Origin of the sequence: Lampropedia aestuarii (genome assembly GCF_004803635.1) — a bacterium.
Classification (GTDB): domain Bacteria; phylum Pseudomonadota; class Gammaproteobacteria; order Burkholderiales; family Burkholderiaceae_C; genus Lampropedia; species Lampropedia aestuarii.
Genome location: NZ_SSWX01000003.1, coordinates 246058 through 269077 on the forward strand (window position 1 = coordinate 246058; position 23020 = coordinate 269077).

22 protein-coding genes are annotated in these 23020 nt (G+C 59.4%); 13 read left to right on the forward strand and 9 right to left on the reverse strand.

Translation table 11 applies throughout. The features are described 5' to 3' along the window. Positions 1-213: 213 nt before the first annotated feature. From E8K88_RS03800 to E8K88_RS03820, 5 genes are all read left to right on the forward strand, one after another. Positions 214-1398 carry an acetyl-CoA C-acyltransferase gene (locus tag E8K88_RS03800; RefSeq protein ID WP_136405315.1) on the forward strand — a complete coding sequence of 395 codons (1185 nt, stop codon included), beginning with the start codon at positions 214-216 and terminating at the stop codon, positions 1396-1398. Positions 1399-1466: 68 nt separating this feature from the next. Continuing rightward, on the forward strand, positions 1467-2672 hold the full coding sequence (locus tag E8K88_RS03805) for an acyl-CoA dehydrogenase family protein (protein ID WP_136405316.1): 1206 nt from the start codon (positions 1467-1469) through the stop codon (positions 2670-2672). A 21-nt stretch (positions 2673-2693) separates the two neighbouring features. Then, positions 2694-3830, forward strand: a complete 1137-nt coding sequence (locus tag E8K88_RS03810; RefSeq protein ID WP_136405317.1) for an acyl-CoA dehydrogenase family protein — start codon at positions 2694-2696, stop codon at positions 3828-3830. A 74-nt stretch (positions 3831-3904) separates the two neighbouring features. Further along, positions 3905-4717 carry an oxepin-CoA hydrolase, alternative type gene (locus E8K88_RS03815; protein WP_136405318.1) on the forward strand — a complete coding sequence of 271 codons (813 nt, stop codon included), beginning with the start codon at positions 3905-3907 and terminating at the stop codon, positions 4715-4717. Positions 4718-4759: 42 nt separating this feature from the next. Continuing rightward, positions 4760-6001: a CaiB/BaiF CoA transferase family protein gene (locus E8K88_RS03820; RefSeq protein WP_136405319.1), complete on the forward strand. Its 1242-nt coding sequence runs from the start codon at positions 4760-4762 to the stop codon at positions 5999-6001. 176 nt (positions 6002-6177) lie between these two features. On the opposite strand, the gene E8K88_RS03825 is transcribed toward E8K88_RS03820, so the two are convergent. The 7 genes from E8K88_RS03825 to E8K88_RS03855 form a co-directional block, all read right to left on the reverse strand. Beyond that, the gene (locus E8K88_RS03825) at positions 6178-6639 is read right to left on the reverse strand and encodes a hypothetical protein (protein ID WP_136405320.1); all 462 of its coding nucleotides are present in this window, start codon (positions 6637-6639) and stop codon (positions 6178-6180) included. Positions 6640-7190: 551 nt separating this feature from the next. After that, a complete protein-coding gene (arsH, locus tag E8K88_RS03830; RefSeq protein WP_136405321.1) occupies positions 7191-7907 on the reverse strand; it encodes an arsenical resistance protein ArsH in 717 nt (238 codons plus the stop codon). After that, complete coding sequence (gene arsC, locus E8K88_RS03835) at positions 7894-8325, reverse strand: arsenate reductase (glutaredoxin) (RefSeq protein WP_136405322.1); 432 nt, start codon at positions 8323-8325, stop codon at positions 7894-7896. The genes arsH and arsC overlap by 14 nt, the downstream gene beginning before the upstream one ends. Before the next feature lie 25 nt (positions 8326-8350). Then, on the reverse strand, positions 8351-9640 hold the full coding sequence (locus tag E8K88_RS03840; RefSeq protein WP_136405323.1) for an arsenic transporter: 1290 nt from the start codon (positions 9638-9640) through the stop codon (positions 8351-8353). A 118-nt stretch (positions 9641-9758) separates the two neighbouring features. After that, a complete protein-coding gene (locus E8K88_RS03845; RefSeq protein ID WP_136405324.1) occupies positions 9759-10085 on the reverse strand; it encodes an ArsR/SmtB family transcription factor in 327 nt (108 codons plus the stop codon). A 112-nt stretch (positions 10086-10197) separates the two neighbouring features. After that, positions 10198-10707: a GNAT family N-acetyltransferase gene (locus E8K88_RS03850; RefSeq protein ID WP_136405325.1), complete on the reverse strand. Its 510-nt coding sequence runs from the start codon at positions 10705-10707 to the stop codon at positions 10198-10200. Positions 10708-10855: 148 nt separating this feature from the next. Continuing rightward, positions 10856-11779 carry a LysR family transcriptional regulator gene (locus tag E8K88_RS03855; protein ID WP_136405326.1) on the reverse strand — a complete coding sequence of 308 codons (924 nt, stop codon included), beginning with the start codon at positions 11777-11779 and terminating at the stop codon, positions 10856-10858. Between the two features lie 263 nt (positions 11780-12042). On the opposite strand from E8K88_RS03855, the gene E8K88_RS03860 reads away from it, so the two are divergent. Further along, positions 12043-13041, forward strand: coding sequence for a Bug family tripartite tricarboxylate transporter substrate binding protein (locus tag E8K88_RS03860; protein WP_136405327.1), 999 nt, complete (start codon positions 12043-12045; stop codon positions 13039-13041). Between the two features lie 134 nt (positions 13042-13175). Next, positions 13176-14171 (forward strand): Bug family tripartite tricarboxylate transporter substrate binding protein, encoded by a 996-nt coding sequence (locus E8K88_RS03865; protein WP_136405328.1) that lies wholly within the window; start codon positions 13176-13178, stop codon positions 14169-14171. Positions 14172-14339: 168 nt separating this feature from the next. Here the strand turns inward: E8K88_RS03865 and E8K88_RS03870 are convergent, their stop codons facing one another. Further along, positions 14340-15263, reverse strand: coding sequence for a LysR family transcriptional regulator (locus E8K88_RS03870; protein WP_136405329.1), 924 nt, complete (start codon positions 15261-15263; stop codon positions 14340-14342). Positions 15264-15429: 166 nt separating this feature from the next. Between E8K88_RS03870 and E8K88_RS03875 the strand changes: the two genes are divergently transcribed. Then, positions 15430-15831 (forward strand): RidA family protein, encoded by a 402-nt coding sequence (locus E8K88_RS03875; protein WP_136405330.1) that lies wholly within the window; start codon positions 15430-15432, stop codon positions 15829-15831. On the opposite strand, the gene E8K88_RS03880 is transcribed toward E8K88_RS03875, so the two are convergent. Beyond that, positions 15800-16759, reverse strand: coding sequence for a LysR family transcriptional regulator (locus E8K88_RS03880; RefSeq protein ID WP_240754299.1), 960 nt, complete (start codon positions 16757-16759; stop codon positions 15800-15802). The genes E8K88_RS03875 and E8K88_RS03880 overlap by 32 nt on opposite strands. A 162-nt stretch (positions 16760-16921) precedes the next feature. Here E8K88_RS03880 and E8K88_RS03885 point away from each other — a divergent pair, with 162 nt between their 5' ends. The 5 genes from E8K88_RS03885 (at position 16922) to E8K88_RS03905 (ending at position 22488) form a co-directional block, all read left to right on the forward strand. Further along, the gene (locus E8K88_RS03885) at positions 16922-18646 is read left to right on the forward strand and encodes an acyl-CoA dehydrogenase family protein (protein ID WP_136405331.1); all 1725 of its coding nucleotides are present in this window, start codon (positions 16922-16924) and stop codon (positions 18644-18646) included. Between the two features lie 30 nt (positions 18647-18676). Beyond that, a complete protein-coding gene (locus E8K88_RS03890) occupies positions 18677-19663 on the forward strand; it encodes a Bug family tripartite tricarboxylate transporter substrate binding protein (RefSeq protein WP_136405332.1) in 987 nt (328 codons plus the stop codon). 40 nt (positions 19664-19703) lie between these two features. Then, positions 19704-20726, forward strand: a complete 1023-nt coding sequence (locus E8K88_RS03895; RefSeq protein ID WP_136405333.1) for a tripartite tricarboxylate transporter substrate binding protein — start codon at positions 19704-19706, stop codon at positions 20724-20726. A 111-nt stretch (positions 20727-20837) separates the two neighbouring features. Further along, positions 20838-21266, forward strand: a complete 429-nt coding sequence (locus tag E8K88_RS03900) for a PaaI family thioesterase (protein ID WP_136405334.1) — start codon at positions 20838-20840, stop codon at positions 21264-21266. Between the two features lie 58 nt (positions 21267-21324). Next, a complete protein-coding gene (locus E8K88_RS03905) occupies positions 21325-22488 on the forward strand; it encodes a CaiB/BaiF CoA transferase family protein (protein WP_136405335.1) in 1164 nt (387 codons plus the stop codon). The last annotated feature ends 532 nt before the right edge of the window (positions 22489-23020 follow it).

The following is a 23020-nucleotide window of genomic DNA, read 5'->3' on the forward strand; positions in this document are numbered from 1 at the left end:
CTCAACCGGTGTCCGCGCAGTCCTTTGTATAGAACACCGCCGCTGATCTGCCAACCTGCTCTACCAGGCTGAGCGGCCAGCGGCAAATCCTAAAACTGCAATGCGGCAGGCGCAAGCGCGCACTGCCAGCTGGGCTGCGCCCTGGTGCGACCTAGTGCGCCCTAGGGCGCGATGGCTGGCCATTGCAACCCCCACAATGAAGGAGACATTTGTATGCGTGAAGCCGTCATCGTTTCAACCGCCCGTACGCCACTGACCAAATCCCACCGTGGTGAATTCAACATCACGCCAGGCGCGCAATTGGCGGCGTTTGCCGTGCAGGCCGCTGTTGAGCGCGCCAAAGTCGACCCCGGCCTGATCGAAGACGTGGTGCTGGGCTGCGGCTATCCAGAGGGCACTACCGGGCGCAATATTGGCCGCCAGGTGGCATTGCGCGCTGGCCTGCCCATTACCGTGGCCGGGCAGACCGTGAGCCGCTTTTGCGCGTCTGGTTTGCAAGCGATCGCCAGTGCGGCGGGCGCGATTGTCGCTGGCGCGCCAGTGGTGGTCGCCGGTGGGGTCGAGAGCATTTCACAGATTCGCCAACGCGCAGGTGAGGGCGCAGACCCGACCATCGACCCTTGGCTGCTGGAGCACAAGCCGGCACTGTACATGCCGATGATTGAGACGGCCGACATCGTGGCCAGCCGCTACGGCATCAGCCGCGAAGCGCAGGACCGCTTCTCGCTGGAGAGCCAGCTGCGTACCGAGCGTGCACAAAAAGAGGGCCTCTATGCCGATGAAATCGTGCCTTGCACGACAACCATGGCCATCACCAACAAAGAAACCAAGGAAGTCACCTACCGTGAAGTCACGGCCACGGTCGACAACTGCAACCGTCCCGGCACGACCTATGAAGGTCTGGCCAAGCTGGACCCGGTGCGCGGCCCTGGCCATTGCATTACTGCAGGCAATGCCTCGCAATTGTCAGACGGTGCGTCGGCCTGCGTGCTGATGGAAGCCAAGGAAGCCGAGCGCCTGGGTTTGAGCCCTCTGGGTGCGTTCCGTGGCTTTGCCGTCGCTGGCTGCGAGCCCGATGAAATGGGCATTGGCCCGGTCTACGCCGTGCCCAAGCTGCTGGCGCGCCATGGCCTGACGGTTGATGACATTGATCTGTGGGAGCTCAATGAAGCCTTTGCCTCGCAGGCGCTGTACTGCCAGCAGCAGCTGGGCATTGCGCATGAAAAGCTCAACGTCAACGGTGGCGCGATCTCGATTGGCCACCCGTTTGGCATGACCGGTGCGCGCCTGGCTGGCCATGTGCTGCTCGAAGGCCGCCGCCGCAAGGCCAAGTACGCGGTGGTCTCGATGTGCATTGCCGCAGGCATGGGCGCGGCTGGCTTGTTTGAAATTTATTGATCACGCCGCGCATGAGCGGTATTTTCGGGGCTGCGCTGCACAGGCACCGGCCCACAAGGACGGACGATATGGATTTGAATTTCACCAGCGAAGAGCTGGCCTTTCGCGATGAGGTTCGCGCATTCTTGCAAGCCAAGCTGCCTGCAGAAATTGCGGCAAAAACCAAAGCCGGTCAGCGCCTGACCAAAGCAGACCAAGAGCAATGGCACGCCATTTTGAATGGGCAAGGCTGGCTGGCCAACCACTGGCCAGAGCAGTATGGCGGGCCGGGCTGGGGCGCGGTGCAAAAATTCATTTTCGATACCGAATGCGCACTGGCCGGTGGGCCGCGCATTGTGCCGTTTGGCGTCAATATGCTGGGGCCTGTGCTGATCAAATACGGCAGTGAGGCGCAAAAATCGTACTGGTTGCCGCGCATTTTGAGTGGTCAGGACTGGTGGTGCCAGGGCTACTCCGAGCCGGGCGCAGGCTCGGATTTGGCCTCGGTCAAAACCACGGCCGTGCGTGTGGCCGACCCGGCGGGCGACTACTACCTGGTCAATGGCCAAAAAACCTGGACGACGCAAGGCCAGCACGCGAATATGATTTTCTGCCTGGTGCGCACCAACAAGGAAGTCAAGGCCCAGTCAGGTATCAGCTTTATTCTGGTCGACATGAACACCCCCGGTGTCGAGCTGCGCCCAATCAAAACGCTCGATGGCGACAGCGAAGTCAACGAAGTGTTTTTCACCGATGTCAAAGTGCCGGTTGAGAACCTGGTGGGTGAAGAAAACAAGGGCTGGACTTACGCCAAATACCTGCTGACCTACGAGCGCACTGGCATTGCGGGCGTGGGCTTTTGCATTGCCGCGCTGGCCAAGCTCAAAGTCATCGCTGCCAAAGTCAGCAAAAACGGCCAGCCGCTGGACCGTGACCCGCTGTTTGCCGCCCGCATCGCCCAGGTTGAGATCGAGCTGGAGAACATGAAAACCACCAACCTGCGCGTGATTGCAGCGGTGGCTGGTGGCGGCGTGCCGGGCGCCGAAAGCTCGATGCTCAAAATCAAGGGCACGGAGATCCGCCAGGAAATCCATTCGCTGATTCGCCGTGCCATGGGCCCGTATGCCGCGCCCTTTATTGAAGAGGCGCAATACGGCCCAGTCGAAGAGCCGGTGGGTCTGCCAGAGGCGGCCACAGCGGCAACCAACTACTTCAATTACCGCAAGCTGTCGATTTTTGGCGGCTCCAATGAAATCCAGAAAAACATCATCTCCAAGATGATCTTGGGCCTGTAAAGCGCGCGCAAGGAGCAAGCCATGAATTTTGAACACACCGAAGACCGCCGCATGCTGGCCGACACGCTCAACCGTTGTATCGCTGAGCAGTACCCGATTGAGCAACGCAACCACACTGCTTACGGTGCCGAAGGCCATAGCGCCCAGCTGTATGCGCAACTGGCCGAACTGGGCGTGATTGGCGCCTTATTCCCCGAAGACGCAGGCGGCTTTGGCGGGCGAGGTTTTGACATCAGCGTGGTGTTTGAGTGCCTGGGCCGTGGCCTGGTTGCCGAGCCATTGCTGGGCGCCTTGGTCGTGGGCCAGGCCCTGATCGCAGGGGGCAATGCTACGCAGCGCGAATTGTTGGAGGCCTTGATCGCTGGCAGCGCCGTCGCTGCACTGGCACACGACGAGCCCGGCAGCCACTACGAGCTGCAACGCGTGGCCACACGCGCCGAGCGTGATGGTCAGGACTGGCTGCTCAGCGGTGCCAAAGCCGTTGTGGCCTTTGGTACGCAGGCCGACTGGTTGCTGGTCAGTGCCCGCACAGCCGGTGAGACTTTCGATGCAGCTGGCATCAGCCTGTTCCTGGTGCCTGGCAAAAGCGCAGGCATTGAGGCGCGCAGCTACCCATTGGTCGATGGTGGCCACGCGGCCGAGCTGCATTTGCAGCAAGTGCGCGTCGGCCCTGACGCCTTGCTGGGCCCAGTTGGCGAGGGTTTGGCTTTGCTGGAACGCATCAGCGGCTACGCACTGCTGGCACTGGCCGCTGAAAGCGTAGGCGCCATGGATGTGGCCAAAGACCAAACGCTGGAATACCTGCGCACCCGCAAACAGTTTGGCGTGGCCATTGGCAGCTTCCAGGCCTTGCAGCACCGCATGGCCGATTTACTGCTGGAGGTCGAACAAGCCCGCTCCTCAGTCATCAACGCTGCTGCGGCGATTGACGACGAAGATGCGCTCACGCGCCAAAAAGCCTTGTCGGCGGCCAAAGTCACGGTCGGGCGCATTGGCGCGCTGGTGGCCGAAGACAGCATCCAGTTGCATGGCGGCATTGGTATGACCTGGGAGCTGCCACTGGCCCACTACGCCAAGCGCCTGGTGATGATTGACCACCAATTTGGCGATGAAGACCACCACTTGCAGCGCTTTATTGCCTTGAGCCAAGCGGCTTGAGTTCCGTGCCACGTGCCAAGCGATCTGATGCAAGTGCAGTCGTTTGGCTTGACCACCCAGAAAAGGAATAGCGCATGACCGAATCCATTGTGCTGCAACGCCGCCAAGGCCCGGTGCTGGTGCTCACGCACAACAACCCGGCCAGCCGCAATGCCTTATCGCCAGCGTTTTACGCCGCTTTGCAACAGGCTTTGCAAGCCGCCGCGCAAGACGATGCGATCGATGCCATCATTTTGACTGGTGAGGGCGGCCATTTTTGTTCCGGCGGCGACCTGCGCCAACTGGCACTGCGCCGCACACTCAGCGAAGCCGAACGCCTGCAGAAAATTGAAGCCCTGCATGCAACGATTCGCAGCGTGCAAGCCTGCCCCAAGCCGGTGATTGCCGCCGTGGAGGGCGCAGCCGCAGGCGCGGGCATGTCGCTGGCCCTGGCTTGCGATATGCTGGTGGTAGCAACGAACGCGGTGTTTTCCGCAGCCTATGTCAAAGTCGGCTTGTCGCCCGATGGTGGCGCGACGGCATTTCTGGCCGAGCGCGTCTCGCGCCAGTTGATGACACAGTGGTGCCTGACCGGTGAGCGCATCAGCGGCGCCCAATTGCATGGCTTTGGCGCAGTCAACCGCTTGGCAGAACCGGGCCAGGCCCTGGCACAGGCGCTGGAGCTGGCCGCACAATGCAGCGGGGGCCCGCACCAGGCAATGGCAGCGATCAAAGCCCTGTGCCTGCAAGCGCCGCACCAAAGCGTCGCTGACCAAATGGCGATGGAAGCGGCCTTGATGGTGCAAGCCCAAGCCAGTGAGGAATCGCGTGAAGGCATTGCCGCCTTTTTAGAAAAACGTCCAGCCGACTTTGTGCGGCTGCGCAAGCCGACAACAGGGCCACTGTGAGGCACGGCATCACAACCCCATGTAACAGCTAGGAGACATTGAATGACCAACCAGACCACCGGCCAAGATGTGGACCTGCCCTTGCAGGGCGTTCGCGTGCTTGATCTTTCGCGTGTATTTGCTGGCCCTTTGTGTGGCCAGGTGCTGGCTGACTTTGGTGCCGAAGTGATCAAGGTCGAGCACCCCAAACGCGGCGACGACACGCGCGACTGGGGCCTGCGCATCGGCAAGACCGAGACGACCTACTACAACAGCATGAACCGCAACAAGCGCTCGATCACGCTGGACTTGCAAAGCGAGCAGGGCGTGCAAATCGTGCGCGAGCTGCTGCCGCAGTTCGATGTGGTAATCCACAACTTCAAAACCGGCGGTGCGGAAAAACTGGGCCTGGGCTACGAGCAGCTCAAGGCCATCAAACCCGATCTGATCTACTGCGCCGTGGCCGGCTACGACAGCAGCGGCCCGGAAGCGACCCGGCCAGGTTATGACCTGGTCATACAGGGCGAAGCCGGCCTGATGGCTTTGAACGGCGAAGCCAACACACCGCCATTGAAATTTGGCGTGGCCGTAGTCGACATGATGACCGGCATGTACGCCGCCCAGGCCGTGCTGGCCGCCTTGCTGCGCCGCGAGCGCAGCGGCAAGGGCCGTTTGATTGAAATGGCCTTGTACGACTGCGGCCTGATGGTGACCGGCTACTACGGCCTGGATGCCTTGCAACTGGGCCACGACCCGGCCCGCTATGGCAATGCCCACCCGTCCATCGTGCCCTACGGCATGTACGAAGCCGCCGATGGACCACTGATCATTGCCGTAGGCAACAACGCGCAGTTCGACAAATTCTGCCGCCAAGTGATCGAACGCCCCGACATCGTCGAAGACCCACGCTTTGCCACCAACGTCGAGCGCGCCAAAAACCGCCTGGAATTGGGCCCGATGCTCAAAGACCTGATCAGCACCTTTGAGCGCAACGTGCTGCTAGAGCGCCTGACAGCTGCTGGCATCCCCTGCGGCCACGTAGCAGGCTTGCACGAAGCCCTGACCAGCGACCGCACCCAACGCAGCGGCCTGATCCAAGACATGCCCCACCCAGTAGTAGGCACAACACCGGTATTCGCCCCGCCATACCGCCTGGACGGCCAACGCCTGCCCATCCGCAACGCCCCTCCAACCTTGGGCGAAGGCACCCGCGAAGTTTTGCAGCAACTGCTGAACATGAGCGACGAGCAACTGCAAGTCCTGCAGCAAGGCGGGGTGCTGACCTTGCCTGAATTGAAGTTCTAATCATCCGCAATCAACCTACCGCAAATGTTGAGGCGTTGGGGCGTAGGGTGGCGCAGCTTTGCTGCTCACGCCAGCGGGTGTTCAGAGATGCAGCGTTGCTAGGTGCATCTGAGAAAAACCATTGGCTGTTTTGTGCTTGCTCCATGCGCGTGGGCAGGCCACCTGCCCACCCTAGCTTACTGACAACAAACTGGTTCTTGGTCTATGCTGATTACTTCGTATGGCTCCTTAGCCAAGGTCTTCTTTGCGCAATAGTATCCAGAGGCACGTCGGAATCTTAAGTCCACTTGGTCACTCGTGAATCGGTATACGTGGAAGCTCTGTCCTGCAGGACCAACGCGCAGACGGCTTCGCGGCCCGATCAGCACGAAGAGCTCATCGTACTGTTCTGGGTTGCCCACGCTCAAATTTGTCCCTTTCGGTGAGTTGTGAGCTTTCACTTGCACCTTGCGGTTGTCGATCACCCCGTCATAGCCAGGATGACGGCCACTTGCCTCAAGTTCCAATCCATAACTTTGCACGCAAATCCATTCCGCAAGGTCTCCAAGAACTTTGTCCGAGCGGATCATTTCCATGTCTAGAAGGCGTGCAGTACAAGCGAAGTATTGTTGAATAAGAGATTTTTGTTCGTCATTCATTGTAGGCATGGGGGCATGGTATGGGGCCGCCGTTGGCTGCGCAGTGCCAGCCTAATCATCCAAGCGAGTGAGGCAGTAAGGGGCTTGTCTGGCTCAGACGAACGGAGTCTGTGCGGTGAACGTTGAGGTTTGGAATTCGGTTTTAGGCGAGCTGGAAAGCCTGTGGCTGTCGGCTGTCTGGGCGTTGTAGATGGCTGGGCGGTCAGTTGGCAGGCAAGACCATGGGCTGCTGAAGGTGCCAAGCAAGCCTTTACACGGCGATTTGCCCAGCAGCTCGCCGTGCAAGTATAAGCGCCAGTGGCGCCAAGCCAGGGTGGCGCAGCTTTGCTGCCCACGCCAGTTGCCGTTCGCAAATGCAGCGTTGCAAGCGTTTATTGCAAGAGTTTTCCTGCATTCTGAATAGGGGGCAGCATGGACGCCATCACAGCATCCAGATGCTGACCCGGCAAGGCGTCCATCACAACAATGGTGGTAGTTCGCACACGAGTTGGCCCCGCACAGTCGCCTTTTGAGTGCCAACTCCGTCTGCGGCGTGGTTGTGGGCAGACCGCTTAAATGCTCCGTTGATTGACCCGTTTGGAGAGCGCTTCTGCGCTTTCACGGCGCTCGCTATAGCGATCTACCAGATAATCTGCACAGTCTCTGGTCAGCAGCGTGAATTTCACCAGCTCCTCCATCACGTCGACCACCCGGTCGTAGTAGGAGGAGGGCTTCATGCGGCCCGCCTCATCAAACTCTGCAAATGCCTTGGCAACAGAGGATTGGTTGGGGATGGTGAGCATGCGCATCCAGCGCCCCAGTACGCGCATCTGGTTGACGGCATTGAAGGACTGAGAGCCGCCCGAGACTTGCATCAGCGCCAGCGTCTTGCCCTGGGTCGGCCGCACAGCGCCGACGGACAGCGGAATCCAGTCGATCTGCGCCTTGAGAATGCCGCTCATTGCGCCGTGGCGTTCTGGCGAGGTCCAGACCATGCCTTCGGCCCATTGGGCCAGCTCGCGCAGCTCCATGACTTTGGGGTGTTCGTCTGGCGCGCCATCTGGCAGCGGCAGGCCGTGGGGATCGAAGATTCTGGTTTCGGCCCCCATCCTGCGCAGCAGCCGTGCGGCTTCCTCAGTCTGAAGGCGGCTGTAGGAGCGCTCACGCACCGAGCCATAGAGCAGCAGTATGCGAGGTGCATGCACCGTGCGATGTGCAGGCAATAAGCCTTCCAGGCTGGGTTTTGCAAAGGCTTGTTCGTCCAGGTTGGGCAGTTCAGAGTGGCTCAATGCGGTGTCCTTTCGGGTCAATGACCGCGTCGCCATCTTCTTTGAAGAACGCGGTCTGTTGCGGCTGCGCCAGGATGTCCAGCACGGTTTCAGAAGGGCGGCACAAGCGCGTGCCCAGAGGTGTTTGCACAATCGGCCGGTTGATCAATATCGGATGCGCTAGCATGCAGTCAATCAACTGCTGGTCTGTCCATTTGGGGTCTGCCAAACCGAGCGCCTCATAGGGCGTGCCTTGTTGGCGCAACACATCGCGCACGGGGATGGCCATCGCTTGAATCAAGCCCAGCAGCGTTGCGCGATCTGGGGGCGTCTTGAGGTACTCGATGACGGTGGGCTCTGCGCCACTGTTTCGAATCATGGCCAGTACGTTGCGCGATGTGCCGCAAGCAGGGTTGTGGTAGATCGTGATGTCGCTCATAGCGTTTGATTGATGTTGTGAAAAGTCATGCCGCTACGCTGAGGCGAAGGGCCAGTGCAGCCAGCGTGACCAGCAGCACAGGCATGGTCAGGACTGCGCCGACTTTGAAATAGTAGCCCCAGCCAATGCGCAGACCCTTTTGGCTCAGTACATGCAGCCACAGCAGGGTGGCTAGACTGCCGATTGGCGTGATCTTGGGCCCGAGGTCGCAGCCAATCACATTCGCATACACCATGGCCTCCTTGACTGCGCCGCTGGCAGACGAGGCATCAATGGACAGGGCGCCAATCAGCACGGTGGGCATGTTGTTCATGACCGAGGACAGCAAGGCCGAGAGAATGCCTGTGCCCAAAGCGGCACTCCAGACACCACCTGCGGCCAATTGATTCAGCAAGACCGCGATGTGGTCTGTCAGGCCGGCGTTGCGCAGTCCATACACCACCAGGTACATGCCCAGCGAGAACACCACGATCTGCCAGGGCGCGCCCTGCAAGACCTTGCGCGTACTGATCACACGCCCACGCGCGGCCACTGCCAGCAAGACCGCAGCCCCTGTAGCGGCGACTGCACTGACTGGCACACCCAGCGGTTCAAGCGCGAAAAAACCGGCCAGCAGCAACAGCAAAACCACCCAGCCAGCGCGGAAGGTCGCAGCGTCCTTGATGGCCCGCGCTGGCCGTTTGAGCTGGGCTGGGTCGTACGCTTTTGGGATACCGCGCCGAAAGAACAACACCAGCACAGCAAGACTGGTGAGGACGGCTGCCAAGTTCACAGGCACCATGACAGACGCATAGTCGTTGAAGCCAATTTGGAAGAAGTCGGCAGAGACGATATTGACCAGATTGGAGACAATCAGCGGCAGGCTGGCCGTGTCTGCAATAAAACCGGCGGCCATCACAAACGCCAGCGTTGCCGCCGCAGTAAAGCCCAGCGCCACCAGCATGGCCATCACGATGGGCGTGAGGATCAGGGCTGCGCCGTCATTGGCAAAAATGGCTGATACCGCCGCGCCAAGCAGCACGATTAGCGCAAACAGCCTGATGCCGCTGCCACCACCCCAGCGGGCAACATGCAGTGCCGCCCACTCGAAGAAACCAGCCTCGTCCAATACAAGGCTGATGATGATGATGGCCACGAAGGTTGCAGTGGCGTTCCAGACAATCGCCCAAACTACCGGAATGTCGCTCCAATGGACGGCTCCGACAAGCAACGCGAGAGCCGCTCCAATAGATGCGCTCCAACCGATACCTAGGCCGCGCGGTTGCCAGATCACCAGTGCCAGCGTGAAGATGAAAATCGAAAGGGCCGTCAACATGGCAAATACATCCTATAAAACCGTGATTGGGCACTTCTGCGGCCCACTGCGTGTGTGGCTGAACTGGGTGCGCCAAGCTGGCGCGTCTTTCACTGTGAACGGGGCGGGGGCTGTTTGGTCAGCACTTGCAGGGCTGCGTGTTGGGCTCCACCGCGCAGGCTGCGCCTTGGCAGCAGTTGTCGCTGAGGTAGCTCAGCAGTCCATGCATCGCAGGAAATTCCGCTCGGTACAGAACATGGCGACCCTGTTTCTCCTGGCTGACGAGCTCCGCATGGCTGAGCTCTTTCAGGTGAAACGACAGCGCATTTGCCGCGATGCTCAGCTGCTGTGCCAATGCCGTGGGTGTGAGTCCTTCAGGTCCGGCGACGACCAAGGCACGAAAAATACGCAAGCGCGCTTCATGTGCCAGTGCGGAGAGGGAGCGTATGACTTGGGTTTCTTGCATAACTCAATAATACAACAATTATTGAATTAATGAATTATTTTGCAACCCACTCCATGTGCATCGAACTGAAAATGCTTGCGAAAAAACCAGGTTTTTGCAGGGGGTTTGGCGCTTAAACGCCATGCACTAGTGCCACTTCCATGGTTTGGACCATGAGCTCTGAGCCATCGCGCATGGCTGTGGGCTCACCAACAGGATAGAAGCCATATGATCTATACAGTTGCATTGCAGGAGATTGCGCGACCGTGACTGTAAGCCGTATATGCGTTGCGCCTTTGTTTTGCGCCCAAGCTGTCGCTTCGTTCAGCAATGTCCGACCAATGCCACAGCCACGGGCCTGTGGGTCGACCCACATTTGGTAGAGATTGGCAATGCCGGGCTGCGCCATTGACAGTTGGCACCAAACCAGGCCGCACACATGCGCATCTTTGAAGGCGAATATGCCACGGTCGGTACTGCCAGAAAAGGCACCACTGACCTGGTTAAACCAGCTTTCGTCCGACCGCGCGGACTCCGCCTGCCAAGTGCTGCCAAATGCATCTGGCGAATCTTTGAGTGCTTTTAGGCGAGCTTCTTTATAAACAGCCCATTGCTGAGGCGAAATGGTGTGGGTTGAAATCAAACATCAGCTCCGATAGGTTGTTGCATCTTCGGTATGCAGCAGGGCCTGATCAGGCATCAACGACCTGCATGGTGGTGAAGCAATATGCATGCATATGTGGGCTCTTATGCGACTTGGCTGGAGGAATCGAAACCCCGCTTTTCAATTTTTATGCACGGCTGCTGCTCGCTTGCTCTTGCCGCGCTGCAGCGCTGCACTCCAGCAAAAATTCAATACAAGTGCGCATCGCCTTGGTTTGGTGCCGCCCTGGCATATACAGCATAAACATCTGGCCGCCAAAAATACTCAAGCGGTAATCATCCAATGCAGTGACGACTGAGCCGCCATTGATCTCCGCCTGCACCACATAATCGGGCACGATGCCAATGCCCAGCTCAGCCAGAATCGCTTCACGCAAAAAAGGGAAATGCTCAGAAATCACCGTGGGGTAGAGCGGTACATCTTCAAAGCTGTCGTCGCTGCGGTAGGCGCGCAGGCGCACTTGTTCGCCCACAACTGACGAGGTGATCACCGGCAACTGGCTCAGCGCCTGTGGGGCCTTGGGCATGCCATGGGCAGTGGCCCATGCTCGGGTGGCGCAGGCCACATAGCGCACGCGGCCCATGTCGCGTGCCACCAATTGCATTGGTGGCTCTGGCATGATGCGGATCGCAATGTCGATCTCGTCCCGAATCAGGTTGTCGACGCGGTTTTCAAACACCACATCGAGCACAATGTCCGGGTACTGGCGTTTAAAGGCCAGCAGCCAGGGTGTCATCACCATCTGGCCATAGCCGCTGGGCACGCCAAGACCCACGCGGCCATGCAGGCCTTGGCCCAGGCGTTGCACGCTTTCCTGTGCTTGCAGCATTTCATTGCGGATGGCGCTGCCGTGCTCCAGCAGGCGTTTGCCAATTTCGGTGGGTTCGACCTGCACCGTGGTGCGGCGCAGCAGTTGCGAGCCGACCTCTTTTTCCAGTTGGCCGAGCCGGTAGCTGACATTGGCGCGCGTCATTTTCAATTTGCGGGCCGCACGGCTCAAGTTGCCGGCTTCGATGATGTCGGCCAGCAATACCAGTGAGGCGGGATCCATAACGTCGCTTTCCTTATTGTTCGATGTAAAAAAAATATTGACACCATGTCAATATGGGCGTGGATTGTCAAGTTTTGTTTGCGCACCTAGACTCCGGTGTACTAAGAACCTGTTCAAAATCTCCACACAGTCGCGCAAGGCGCACAAAAGAGGCAGTGCAAGGCGACTGCACGAAGATGGTGAACAGGCTCTCAAGCAAATGGCCCAGTCACGGGCCGAATCTGCAAAGCCCCGTCTTTGCCAGTACAGGAGACAAAACAGACATGCCAAGCCCATTCCCACGCCGCAACTGGTTGCAATTGACACTGGCCAGCGCCGCATTGCTGGCCGCTGCCGCATGGCCGCTGGCCGGCCAAGCCCAGGATTGGCCGGCCAAACCGATCCGCATTATCGTGCCGTATGCACCTGGTGGCTTTACCGACCAGATGGCCAGGCTGATTCAGCCGGGCTTGCAACAAGCCTTGGGCACACCGGTGGTGGTGGACAACCGCCCAGGTGGTAACAGCCTGATTGGTGTGGGCGAGATGGCCCGCGCTGCGCCCGATGGCTATACGTTTGCAGTGGTGATTGCGGCCTACGCGGCCAATACCAGCCTGTATGACAAGCTGCCTTATGACCCTGCCAACTCGATTGCTGGCGTGTCCTTGCTGGGTATTTCGCCGCTGGTCGCGGGCGTTGGCAAAAACGCGCCTTACCAAACGTTGCCCGCAGTGCTTGAGTATGCCAAAGCCCATCCGGGTGAGCTCAGCTATGGCTCTTCGGGCAATGGCTCGTCGGTGCATTTGACCACCGAGTTGCTCAAGCTGCGCACGGGCGTGGACATGGTGCATGTGCCATACAAAGGTGCGGCGCTGGCCTTGGCTGATTTGATGGGTGGCCATATCCAACTGGCGCTGGATGCGCCGACCACCTTGATTGAGCAAAGCGGGCCCAAAGGGCGTGTGCAATTGATTGGCGTGGCTGGCCCAACGCGCCTGCCCGCTATTCCTGATGTGCCGACCTTTGCTGAGCAGGGCATTGAAGGGGCCGATGGCAGCACCTGGGCGGCCTTGATTGCACCCAAAGGCGTGCCGCCAGAGATCATGAACAAGGTCTCGCAAGTGGCTGCTGAAATTGTGCAGAGCGAAGCTGCGCAGGCCACCTTGCAGCGCATGGGCACCTTTCCTGAAGGCCGCAACCCAGCCCAGACCGATGCGTTTATAGCCGACGAAACTGCCAAGTGGGCGCAGGTGATCCAGCAAGCCAATATCCGTTTGGATTGAATGCCATGGCATCAAGCGCGAGGTCTGCCCAGTGCTGTCTCGCTCGTGTGCAGGCTCGCAGCCTGGGTCGGGCCGCAATGAACAAAGCCTGGGCAACTATTGTTCCTGTTGAGGATAGAAAGAGGATTGAGTACATGCTATTTTCATTGATGAGCCGCCGTGGCCTGCTGGGCAAGGGTGTGGCCGCTGTTGGCGCTGCGGTGCTGGGTTTGGGGCTGGCACCTGCTGCAATGGCAGCCGACAATTTCCCGAACAAGCCCATCACGCTGGTCGTGCCGTACGGCGCTGGCGGTCCTACGGATACGTTCATGCGTGCCTTGGCCACGCATGCCAGTGAAAAACTGGGGCAAACCATTGTGGTTGAGAATCGCGCAGGCGCCAATGGCACCTTTGGTGCTGCCAACCTGGCCCGTGCACGTGACAGCTACACGATTGCAATGCTTCCTGCCACGGTGTTCCGTGAGCCGTACCTGACCAAGGTCGCTTATGACGCCAACAAGCTGACCTACATCATTGGGCTGACTGATTATGTGTTTGGTCTGGCAGTGCGCCAGGACGCGCCTTGGCAAACCTGGGCCGAGTTTGCTGCTGATGCGGCCAAGCGGCCAGGACAGATCTCGGTCGGATTGGCTGGCGCCACTGGCACGGCGCGCATTGTGATGGGCGAGATCGCCGACGCGGCCAAGATCGATTTGAACTTTATTCCCTACAAAGGCGACAGTGAGCTGACGCCTGATTTGCTGGGCGGCCACGTTGATGCTGCGGCATTGACTGGCACAGCCGTGCAGTACATTGATTCTGGCCGTATGCGTTACCTGGTCATGCTGACGGAAGAGCGTGCCGCACGTTCAGCACAGGTGCCGACTTTCAAAGAGCTGGGTTTTGCGTCCTGGGTCGATTCGCCGTTTGGCATTGCCGGCCCTCCAAATATGCCGACCGAGCATGTCCAGCTGGTGCACGACGCGTTCAAGATGGCGCTGGAGCAACCACAGGTGCTGGAAGTGCTCAATGGCCTGAACCAGCCGGTCAACTACATGGACTCTAAAACCTACCAAGACTATGCAGCGCAAAGCCTGGAGCGTGAGAAGGGCCGCGTGGAATATCTGCGCTCAAAAGGCTTGGTGGATTGAGTCCGCCGCTGTGCCACAGCTGCCATCGGCGTAAACGGCCTCAGTCCGGCCTCAGTCCGGCCTCAGTCGCACTCGTTCACTTGCGCACTCGCGCACCAGGTGCGAGGCGTGCAGGTTGAGGCCATTTTCATGTGGGGTGTGACTGGCCAAGGCGCCGTTGTGGCTGTATCAGCGAATGTCTGTGAGCAACTCCGCCAGCCAGTCGATAAAGGCGCGCAGCACTGCGTTATGGTGCTTGGTGCGATGAAAGGCTATATGCATAGGCATCGGTGCGACCTGCCAGTCGGTCAGCACCGGTTGTAGGCGGCCAGCGGCCAGCGCCTCGCGGGCCATATAGTGCGGCAGCAGCACCACACCCAAACCGGCTTGGGCTGCAGCCAGATAGGCGTTGCCGTCGTTCAGGGCCAGTGTGTAATGGCCAAGCACCTGCTGCACTTCGGCTGTTTGCCCGGTTGGCCCGGTCTGGCGGTGCATTGCATAAGGCTGCGGCTGGTTGCGGTATTCCCATAAAAAGCCCACCATCGAATGCGTTGGCCCTTCAAGATCGCGTGGGTGCTCGGGTAGTCCCTGGCGGGCGACATAGGCGGGTGCGGCGTAGGCTGCCAGTTGCAAGTGGCCGAGTTTTTTTGCGGTCAGGGATTGGTCCTCAATCGGGCCGCCACGCACCACGCAATCGATGCCTTCATGGAGCAAATTCACAATCCGGTCGCTCACCCCCATGTGCAATTCAACGCCAGGATAGCGCGCAAAGAAATCGCCCAGTGCGGGCACCAGCACCATGCTGGCCAAAGGCGCAGGCACATCGACGCGCAGGCGGCCTTTGGGGGTGCCTTGCAGATGGGGTAGGTCGCTCTCAATGCGGTGCAGGCCATCGAGCCATTGCACCGCCTGCTCGTAATACAGGCTGCCGGCCTGGGTAAGGGTGATTGTGCGTGTCGTGCGGTGCAGCAAGCTCACGCGCAAATGCGCTTCGAGCTGTTGCACCAGTTGGGTGGCCGAGGTGCGGCTGATGTGCAGCGCATCGGCGGCTTTGGTGAAGCTGCCTGTTTCCACGACTTTGACAAACGCGTGCATGGCGTCGATGCGGTCCAAGAAAAGTCCTTTGGCTAGTAGTTTTTGAGAGCGTGGCGCAGCGTACTGGCTTTGGTGCGCGTTGATTGTTTGCGCAGCGCAAACAGTGTTGCAGCGTTTTGGGGGATGATGCCGCAACAACTTTCCCGCATAGTGCCACTTCCCTTGTTTTTTTGGAAGAAATTGTATGAACGCAGTTGTTCGGCACGCCGTATTTCCTGCAGGACGCCAGGCCTTGTATGAACAAAACCGCTATTCACCCGCTGTTGCGTCGAATGGCTTTTTGTTTGTCTCAGGCCAGGTTGGCAGCCGCGAGGATGGCTCACCTGAACCCGATCCAGAGGCCCAGGTGCGGCTGGCTTTTGAGAACCTCAATGCGGTGTTGGCCGCGGCCCACTGCACGTTTGACGATGTCGTGGATGTGACGGTGTACCTGGTCAACCCAGAGGCCATGTTGGACACGTTCTGGAAGGTGCTGCCTGATTATTGGGGTGAGGCACCACACCCGACCTTGACTGGCGTGGGGGTCACTTGGCTATACGGCTTTCAGTTTGAGATCAAGGTGGTGGCCAAGCTGCCAGGCTCTTAGATTCTGCTTCTTCCATGGTGCGCAAGGCATTGCCAAGGCATTGCAAAAACAGCCGTTTTACCGGATTGGCAGGTGCTTTGCGCCAAATAGCCAGCGTGGTGGACGCCGGGTGCTTGCCCGCCAAGGGCAAAAAGACTGTCCCGGGCAATTTGGTGCGTTGCATGGCCGCAGGCACCAAGGCCACGCCAATGCCTTTGGAGGCTAGCGCGACCACGGTTAACCAGTGGCGCACCTCGTGTACATGCTGGGGTTCGACTTTGGCATTGCGCAGCAAACCCAAAATCTGTTCGTGGTAGGCAGGCGAGGCCTGGCGCGAGAACAGCAGCAATGTCTCGCCCTCTAATTGGCCCAGCTCCAGCGTGCTTTGTTTGGCCAGGCGGTGCTGGTTGGACATGCAGCAGACAAACGGCTCTCTCTGCAGCTCGCGGCTAGAGAGGTTGCTGGGCAAGGGTTGGCCGTGAATCAAGCCCAAATCCAGACGCCCGGCCGAGACAGCCGTGACTTGCTCGCTGGTGTTGAGCTCGCTGATCTCCAACTGCACTTGCGGCAGCTTGGCCTGCATTTCCAACAGCGCCTGGGGCAGGCCACGGTAGATGGACGAGGCCACAAAGCCAATGCGCAAATGGCCAAATTGTCCTTTGGCAACGCCTTGTACTTCGCCTGCTAATTGCTGCGATTGCTCCAGCAATTGCAAAGCGCGTGGCAACAAATGCTCACCAGCCGGTGTGATGCGCACTTCCTTGCTATTGCGCTCGAACAATTGTGCACCCAGCTCTTCTTCTAGCTGTTTGATGGCCACCGACAGTGGCGGCTGTGAAATGGCCAGGCGCTGTGCTGCACGGCCAAAGTGCAGCTCTTGCGCGAGTATGGTGAAGTAACGCAGCTGTCTGAGTTCCATGGTGTGATCGTCGTCGTGGGGTTGTAGCAATGGCCCTCTTTGCCTGTTTTTGGCCGTATTTTCTCAGGGAAAGTGCTGATAAATGATATTTTTAAAGTATCAGATATGACTTAAACGATATTGGACATGAATTGATGGGTGAGCACAATAGGTGCTGAAGCAGCAGTACGTGCTGCACGAAGGAGACAATGGATGACAGAGCTTCGCAAATCCCACCCAGTGCCCGACCGCCAGGGCCGCAGCCTCTACAGCGATGATGTGCAACTGCAGCAGTTGCTGCAACTGTATTTACCCGCGGCCGTGTGCAAGCACATTGAGCCGTTGCTGCAGGAGATGGGGCAGCTCGCTGGTGGCCGTCTTGATGAGTTGGCGGCGCTGGCAGACCGCAACCCGCCCGAGTTGCAGTACCGCAGCCGCAGCGGTCAGGATGCGCAGCGAATCCTCAAGCACCCAGCCTATGTCGAGATGGAGCAGATTGCCTGGAACCGCTTTGGCCTGTCGGTGCTATCGCACCGCCAGGACGTGCTGGGCTGGCAAGGCCAGCTGCCGCCGTTGGTCAAATATGCACTGACCTATTTGTTTGTGCAGGCCGAGTTTGGCTTGTGCTGCCCGCTGTCCATGACCGATTCTTTAACCAGAACGCTGAAGAAATTCGGCTCCAAAGAGTTGGTCGAGCGCTATTTGCCACGCCTGATCGACACGGATGTGGACCACATGGCCCAGGGCGCGATGTTCATGACCGAGCAGGCGGCTGGCTCTGACATTGCCAACACCGAAACCCATGCCAGCCAAGACGCCAATGGGCAATGGCGTTTGTATGGCGACAAATGGTTTTGCTCCAACCCCGATGCCGAGTTTGCCATGGTGCTGGCACGCATGGAAGGCGGCGCGGCCGGTATGAAGGGCGTGTCGCTGTTCTTGCTGCCACGCGACTTGGACGATGGCAGCCACAACCACTACCGCATTGTGCGTCTGAAAGACAAGCTGGGCACGCGCTCGATGGCCAGTGGCGAAATCCGCCTGGAAGGCGCGATCGCTTATTTGGTTGGCGAGCCTGGGCGCGGTTTTGTGCAAATGGCAGATATGGTCAATAACTCGCGTCTGTCCAACGGCGTGCGCTCATCGGGCATGATGCGCCGCGCAGTCGCCGAGGCCGAATACATCGCCCAAGAGCGCCATGCATTTGGCAAAGCCCTGCAAGACATGCCGCTGATGCAGCGCCAGCTCGACAAGCTGCGCGTGCCCACCGAGCAGGCGCGCACGATGGTGTTTCAGACCGCATCTGCGCTGCAGCGCTCTGACGCGGGTGAGCCAAACGCCTATGCCTTGCTGCGCATTTTGACGCCGATGATCAAGTTCCGCGCCTGCCGTGATGCGCGCAAAGTCACAGGTGATGCCATGGAAGTGCGCGGCGGCTGCGGTTACATCGAAGAGTGGAGTGATCCGCGTTTGCTGCGTGATGCACATTTGGGCTCGATCTGGGAAGGCACCAGCAATATCGTCGCCCTTGATGTGCTGCGCGCCATCCGTCGTGAAGGCTCGCTGCCGGTGTTGAGCGAGCACTGCATGGCGTTGCTGGACGATGCCCACGGCATCAGCCCCGGTTTTGCCGCGGCATTGCGCAAGGCCTTTACCCGCGCGGCCGAATGGGCCGGGCAAACCACCGAACACAGCAGCGAAGTGCTGGCCCGCCAGGTTGCCTCAGGCCTCTACCACTGCACCAGCGCAATTGCCATGGCCTGGGAGGCTTGCCACATGGAGGGTGCGGCAGCGCAAGAGCGCATGCGCCTGGCCCAGCTGGTGCTAGTGCACCGGGTACTGCCACGCGATCCGCTGCAGCAGCAGGTTATTCCTGAGGAGTGGCTCAATCGCCAGCAGCAGGCCGCGCTGCGGGCCGCCGCCCCAGCAGCCGTTTGAGACGATGGACGACAAAAACAGGAGACAAGCATGCAGATGACCAGACGCACCTCTATCGCCGTGGCATTGGCCCTGACCTGGGGCCTGAGCCAGCACGGTGTGGCCCTGGCCGAGACTTATCCGGCCAAGCCCATCACCTTTGTAGTGCCATTCCCTCCGGGTGGCCCTACGGACGCCATGGCACGTTTGCTGGCCAGCGAGGTCAGCGCAGAATTGGGGCAAACCATTGTGGTCGACAACCGAAACGGCGCAGGCGGCAATATTGGCGCATCGATGGTGGCGCGTGCCGCACCCGATGGCTACACCATCATGTTTGGTACCTCGGGGCCATTGGCGATCAACCAAAGCCTGTACTCCAAACTCGACTACGACCCACGCACCAGCTTTGCGCCCATTGCCTATGTCGGTTATTTGCCCAACATCCTGCTGGTGCGCAATGAATTGCCTGCCAGCAATGTGCAAGAGCTGATTGCGCTGGACAAAAAAGACCCAGGCCACATGAATTTTGCATCTTCTGGCAATGGCGCATCGTCGCACCTGGCCGGTGTGCTGTTCAACGGCATGGCAGGCACCACATTGCAGCACGTGCCGTACCGTGGCACCGGTCCAGCACTGGCGGATTTGCTGGGCAGCCAGGTCGATATGACGTTTACCGACGTGCTCACGGCCCTGCCATATATCCAGTCGGGCAAGGTCAAGCCACTGGGCGTGGCGACCGCCAAGCCATCGCAAGCAGTGCCGAGCGTGCCAACCATTGCATCGCAAGGCTTGCCTGATTATGACGTCAGCGTGTTCTTTGGCGTGGTCGCCCCCAAAGACGTGCCGCAAGACCGCTTGACGCGGCTGAACCAGGCATTTGCCACAGTGCTGAACAACGAAGAAGTGCGTGCCAAGCTCGAGGCGCAAGGCCTGGAGATGACCGACGACACCAGCGCTGCGTACCTGAGCCAAATCATTGGGTCGGAGGTCAGCAAGTGGGCAGCGGTGGTCAAAGCGGCAGGCGCCCAGCTTGACTAGGCCGTAGGATTAAAAACGAAAACCATGCAGGAGACAAACCATGACCGAGCAAACAAGCATTTTGGGACCAGCACCGGTGCTGGACTGGCGACGCGTACTGCGCACATTGGCCATGTCTTTGGCTGGTGCGTGCATCGCAGGGCCGCTGGCGCTGGCCCATGCCCAAAGCGGCGACTTTCCCAATAAGCCCATTCAGTTGATCGTGCCTTATGGCGCTGGCGGTCCTACTGATACGCATCTGCGTGTACTGGCCCAGCAAGCGTCGCAGATACTGGGGCAAAGCGTGGTGCTTGATAACAAGCCCGGTGCCAATGGCACCTTTGGCGCAGCAGCCCTGGCGCGCGCGCAGCCCGATGGGTACACGCTGGCGGTATTGCCTGCCAGTGTGTACCGCGAACCGCTGCTCAACAAGGTCAGCTACGACCCGTTGACGCTGAGCTACATCATTGGCCTGACCGATTACAGCTTTGGCTTGGCAGTGCCACAGGACTCGCCATGGACAAGCTGGCAGGACGTGGTGGCAGCAGCCAAGGCCGCGCCAGATACCGTCACGATTGGCGCAGCTGGGCCAGTGCAAACACCCAGCATCGTGCTGCGCGAGGTGATGGAGATGGAGCGGCTGCCATTCAACCCGATTCCGTACAAAGGCGATTCGGACTTGGCCGCCGATTTGCTTGGCGGGCATGTGGATGCAGGTATTTTGTCGGGCGTGGCCTCGCCCTATATCCACTCTGGGTGCTTGCGCTACCTGGTCATGTTCACGCCCGAGCGGGTGCCGCAGTTTGCTGATGTGCCGACCTTGCGCGAACTGGGCGTGAATGCCGTGATTGAGTCGCCCTATGGCATTGCGGCGCCACAAGGCCTGGCGCCTGAACGCCTGCAAGTGCTGCACGATGCGTTCAAAACGGCGCTGGAGTCAGAGCCCGGCCGCAAAGTGCTGGACCAGCTCAACCAACCAGTGAACTACCGCAGCGCAGCAGATTTTGCCGCCTACGCCAAACAGGCCTTGGCGCATGAAAGGTCACGCATTGAGCAGCTCAAGGCGGTGGGGGTATTGAATTGAAAGCATGGAAGAACAGACCGCAGGTGCTCAAACAGCCATCAAGTGTGGCAAGCGGCTTATGACACCAAGCCAGTTATGCTTGCGGTTTTTGTTATTTTCTTCATTGAAGTCATGAATTCTCAGACCACACCAACCCATCCTGGCGAACTGTTTCAACTGCCCATGCCGATGGCTGGCGCATATGCCTTGCAAGGCCTGGAGATTGGCGGCATGCGGGCCAAAGTGCTGATGCCGTATGCGCCGGCGTTTACCAATAGCCGAGGCGAAGTGCATGGTGGCTCGCTGTCGGTTTTGTTTGATTGCGCGCTTGCCAGCGCCTGCCGTGCCCACGATCCGAATGTGTATGGGGTCGTGACCCTGGATTTGACCGTGCATTTTTTGGCGCCCGGTAAGGGCGATGTGATTGCGACTGCCGTGTGCGAGCGCCGTGGCCGGGCGATGTGTTTCGCCCGCGGTGAAATCCATGACACGCAAGGCCAGTTGCTGGCGCTGGCGACCGGCACATTCAAGTTGGTCGAGCGGCAAAAGCCAGCGGCATAGGCTGGCACACGCACAGTCTGCCGCGTGATGCCAGGCTTTTTTTATCAGAGAGTAGGTGATGATGGACAACCGTGTAGTGAACCCCTCGGCCTTGGCCGGTATTCGGGTCTTGGATATATCACGCATTTTGGGCGGTCCGTTTTGCGGCCAGGTGCTGGGCGACCACGGCGCAGACGTGCTGAAAATTGAGCCACCGCAAGGCGATGACACGCGCACCTGGGGGCCACCGTTTCAAGATGGCGTGGCGTCCTACTACATGGGCCTGAACCGCAACAAGCGCGTGCAGCGGCTGGACTTTGCCAGCGAGGCTGGGCGTGCGCAGTTGCTGGCCTTGATGGGGCAGGCCGATGTGCTGGTGGAGAACTTCAAAACAGGCACGATGGAGAAATGGGGCATTGGCTACGAGCAAATGGCAGCGCGGTTTCCGCGTCTGATCTGGTGCCGCGTCAGCGGCTTTGGCAGCGATGGCCCCTTGGGTGCGCAGCCCGGTTATGACGCTGCCATTCAGGCCATGTCCGGTTTGATGAGCATCAATGGCCAGGCCGATGGCGAGCCGCTGCGTGTGGGCTTGCCGGTGGTGGACATGGTCACCGGTTTGAATGCAGTGATTGGCGTGTTGCTGGCGCTGCAAGCGCGGGAGCGCACTGGCCAGGGCCAGTTGGTAGAAGCGGCGCTCTACGACAGCGGCCTGTCGCTGCTGCACCCGCATGCGGCCAACTGGTTCATGAGTGGCAAAACACCGCAGCGCACGGGCAATGCCCACCCGAATATCTACCCCTATGACACGGTGAATACCGCCAACGGCCCGATTTTTCTGGCCGTTGGCAACGACCGGCAGTTTGCCACGCTGTGCACCGTGCTAGGCCATCCCGAATGGGCAGAGCAGGCAGAATTTGCCACCAATGGCGCCCGCTCCACCCACCGCGTGCAACTCAAAGCGCTGCTCAGTGAGGCTTTGGCAAACGCCGATGCCCAGCAGATGGCACAAACCCTGATGGACCATGGCGTGCCCGCTGCACCGGTGCAGGACGTGCCGCAGGCGCTGTCGCACCCGCATACAGCCCACCGTGCAATGGTCGTCAGCATGGGCAGCTACCGTGGCTTGGGCGCGCCAGTCAAACTCAGCAAAACCCCCGCGAGCTACCGCTATGCCCCCTTGCACCCAGGCGAGCAGTTTTTAGAGGCTGGCGCGGATGACATGGGCCCAGAGAGCAGCGCTTAAAACGCTTGGGTGCACTTGCAGTGCGGCTGGTGCTGGTGTTTCCAGTGGGTTTGGCACTGCAATACTTCGAACTTTGTGGGGGGCAGCCCGCAACGAGGAGGGCTGCAACGCGACTGCGTGAAGATTATGAACAGGCTCTAAGGCGTGCGCAGCCGATCGCCGCAGACTGCGTTCAGGCCGCAATAGGAAGTTTTGCGGCGCATTATTTGTGCATCGTGTGATTTCTACGAATGCACATAAACAGCCTGGCTGAGACAGGGGCAAAGGAACTGGTGGTATCTTTCAACGCTTTGCAATCCAAGCACCATTGAAACGTCCTCCCGTTCGTTGATCTTTTTTTCTCCCATGTTTGCTGAACGCTTTCGCGCCCATTTAAGAGCCTGTTCACTCACTTCACGCCGCCGCGCAAGGCACAAAAAAGAGGCAGTGCAAGGCGCCTGTTGCCGCTCATACGTCTGTATGAGCAAAACGGGCAACGCCGCAATGCGCTTTTTTGTGCCTTGCCCTTCGGGTTGGAGCCCAAAAGGCGCAC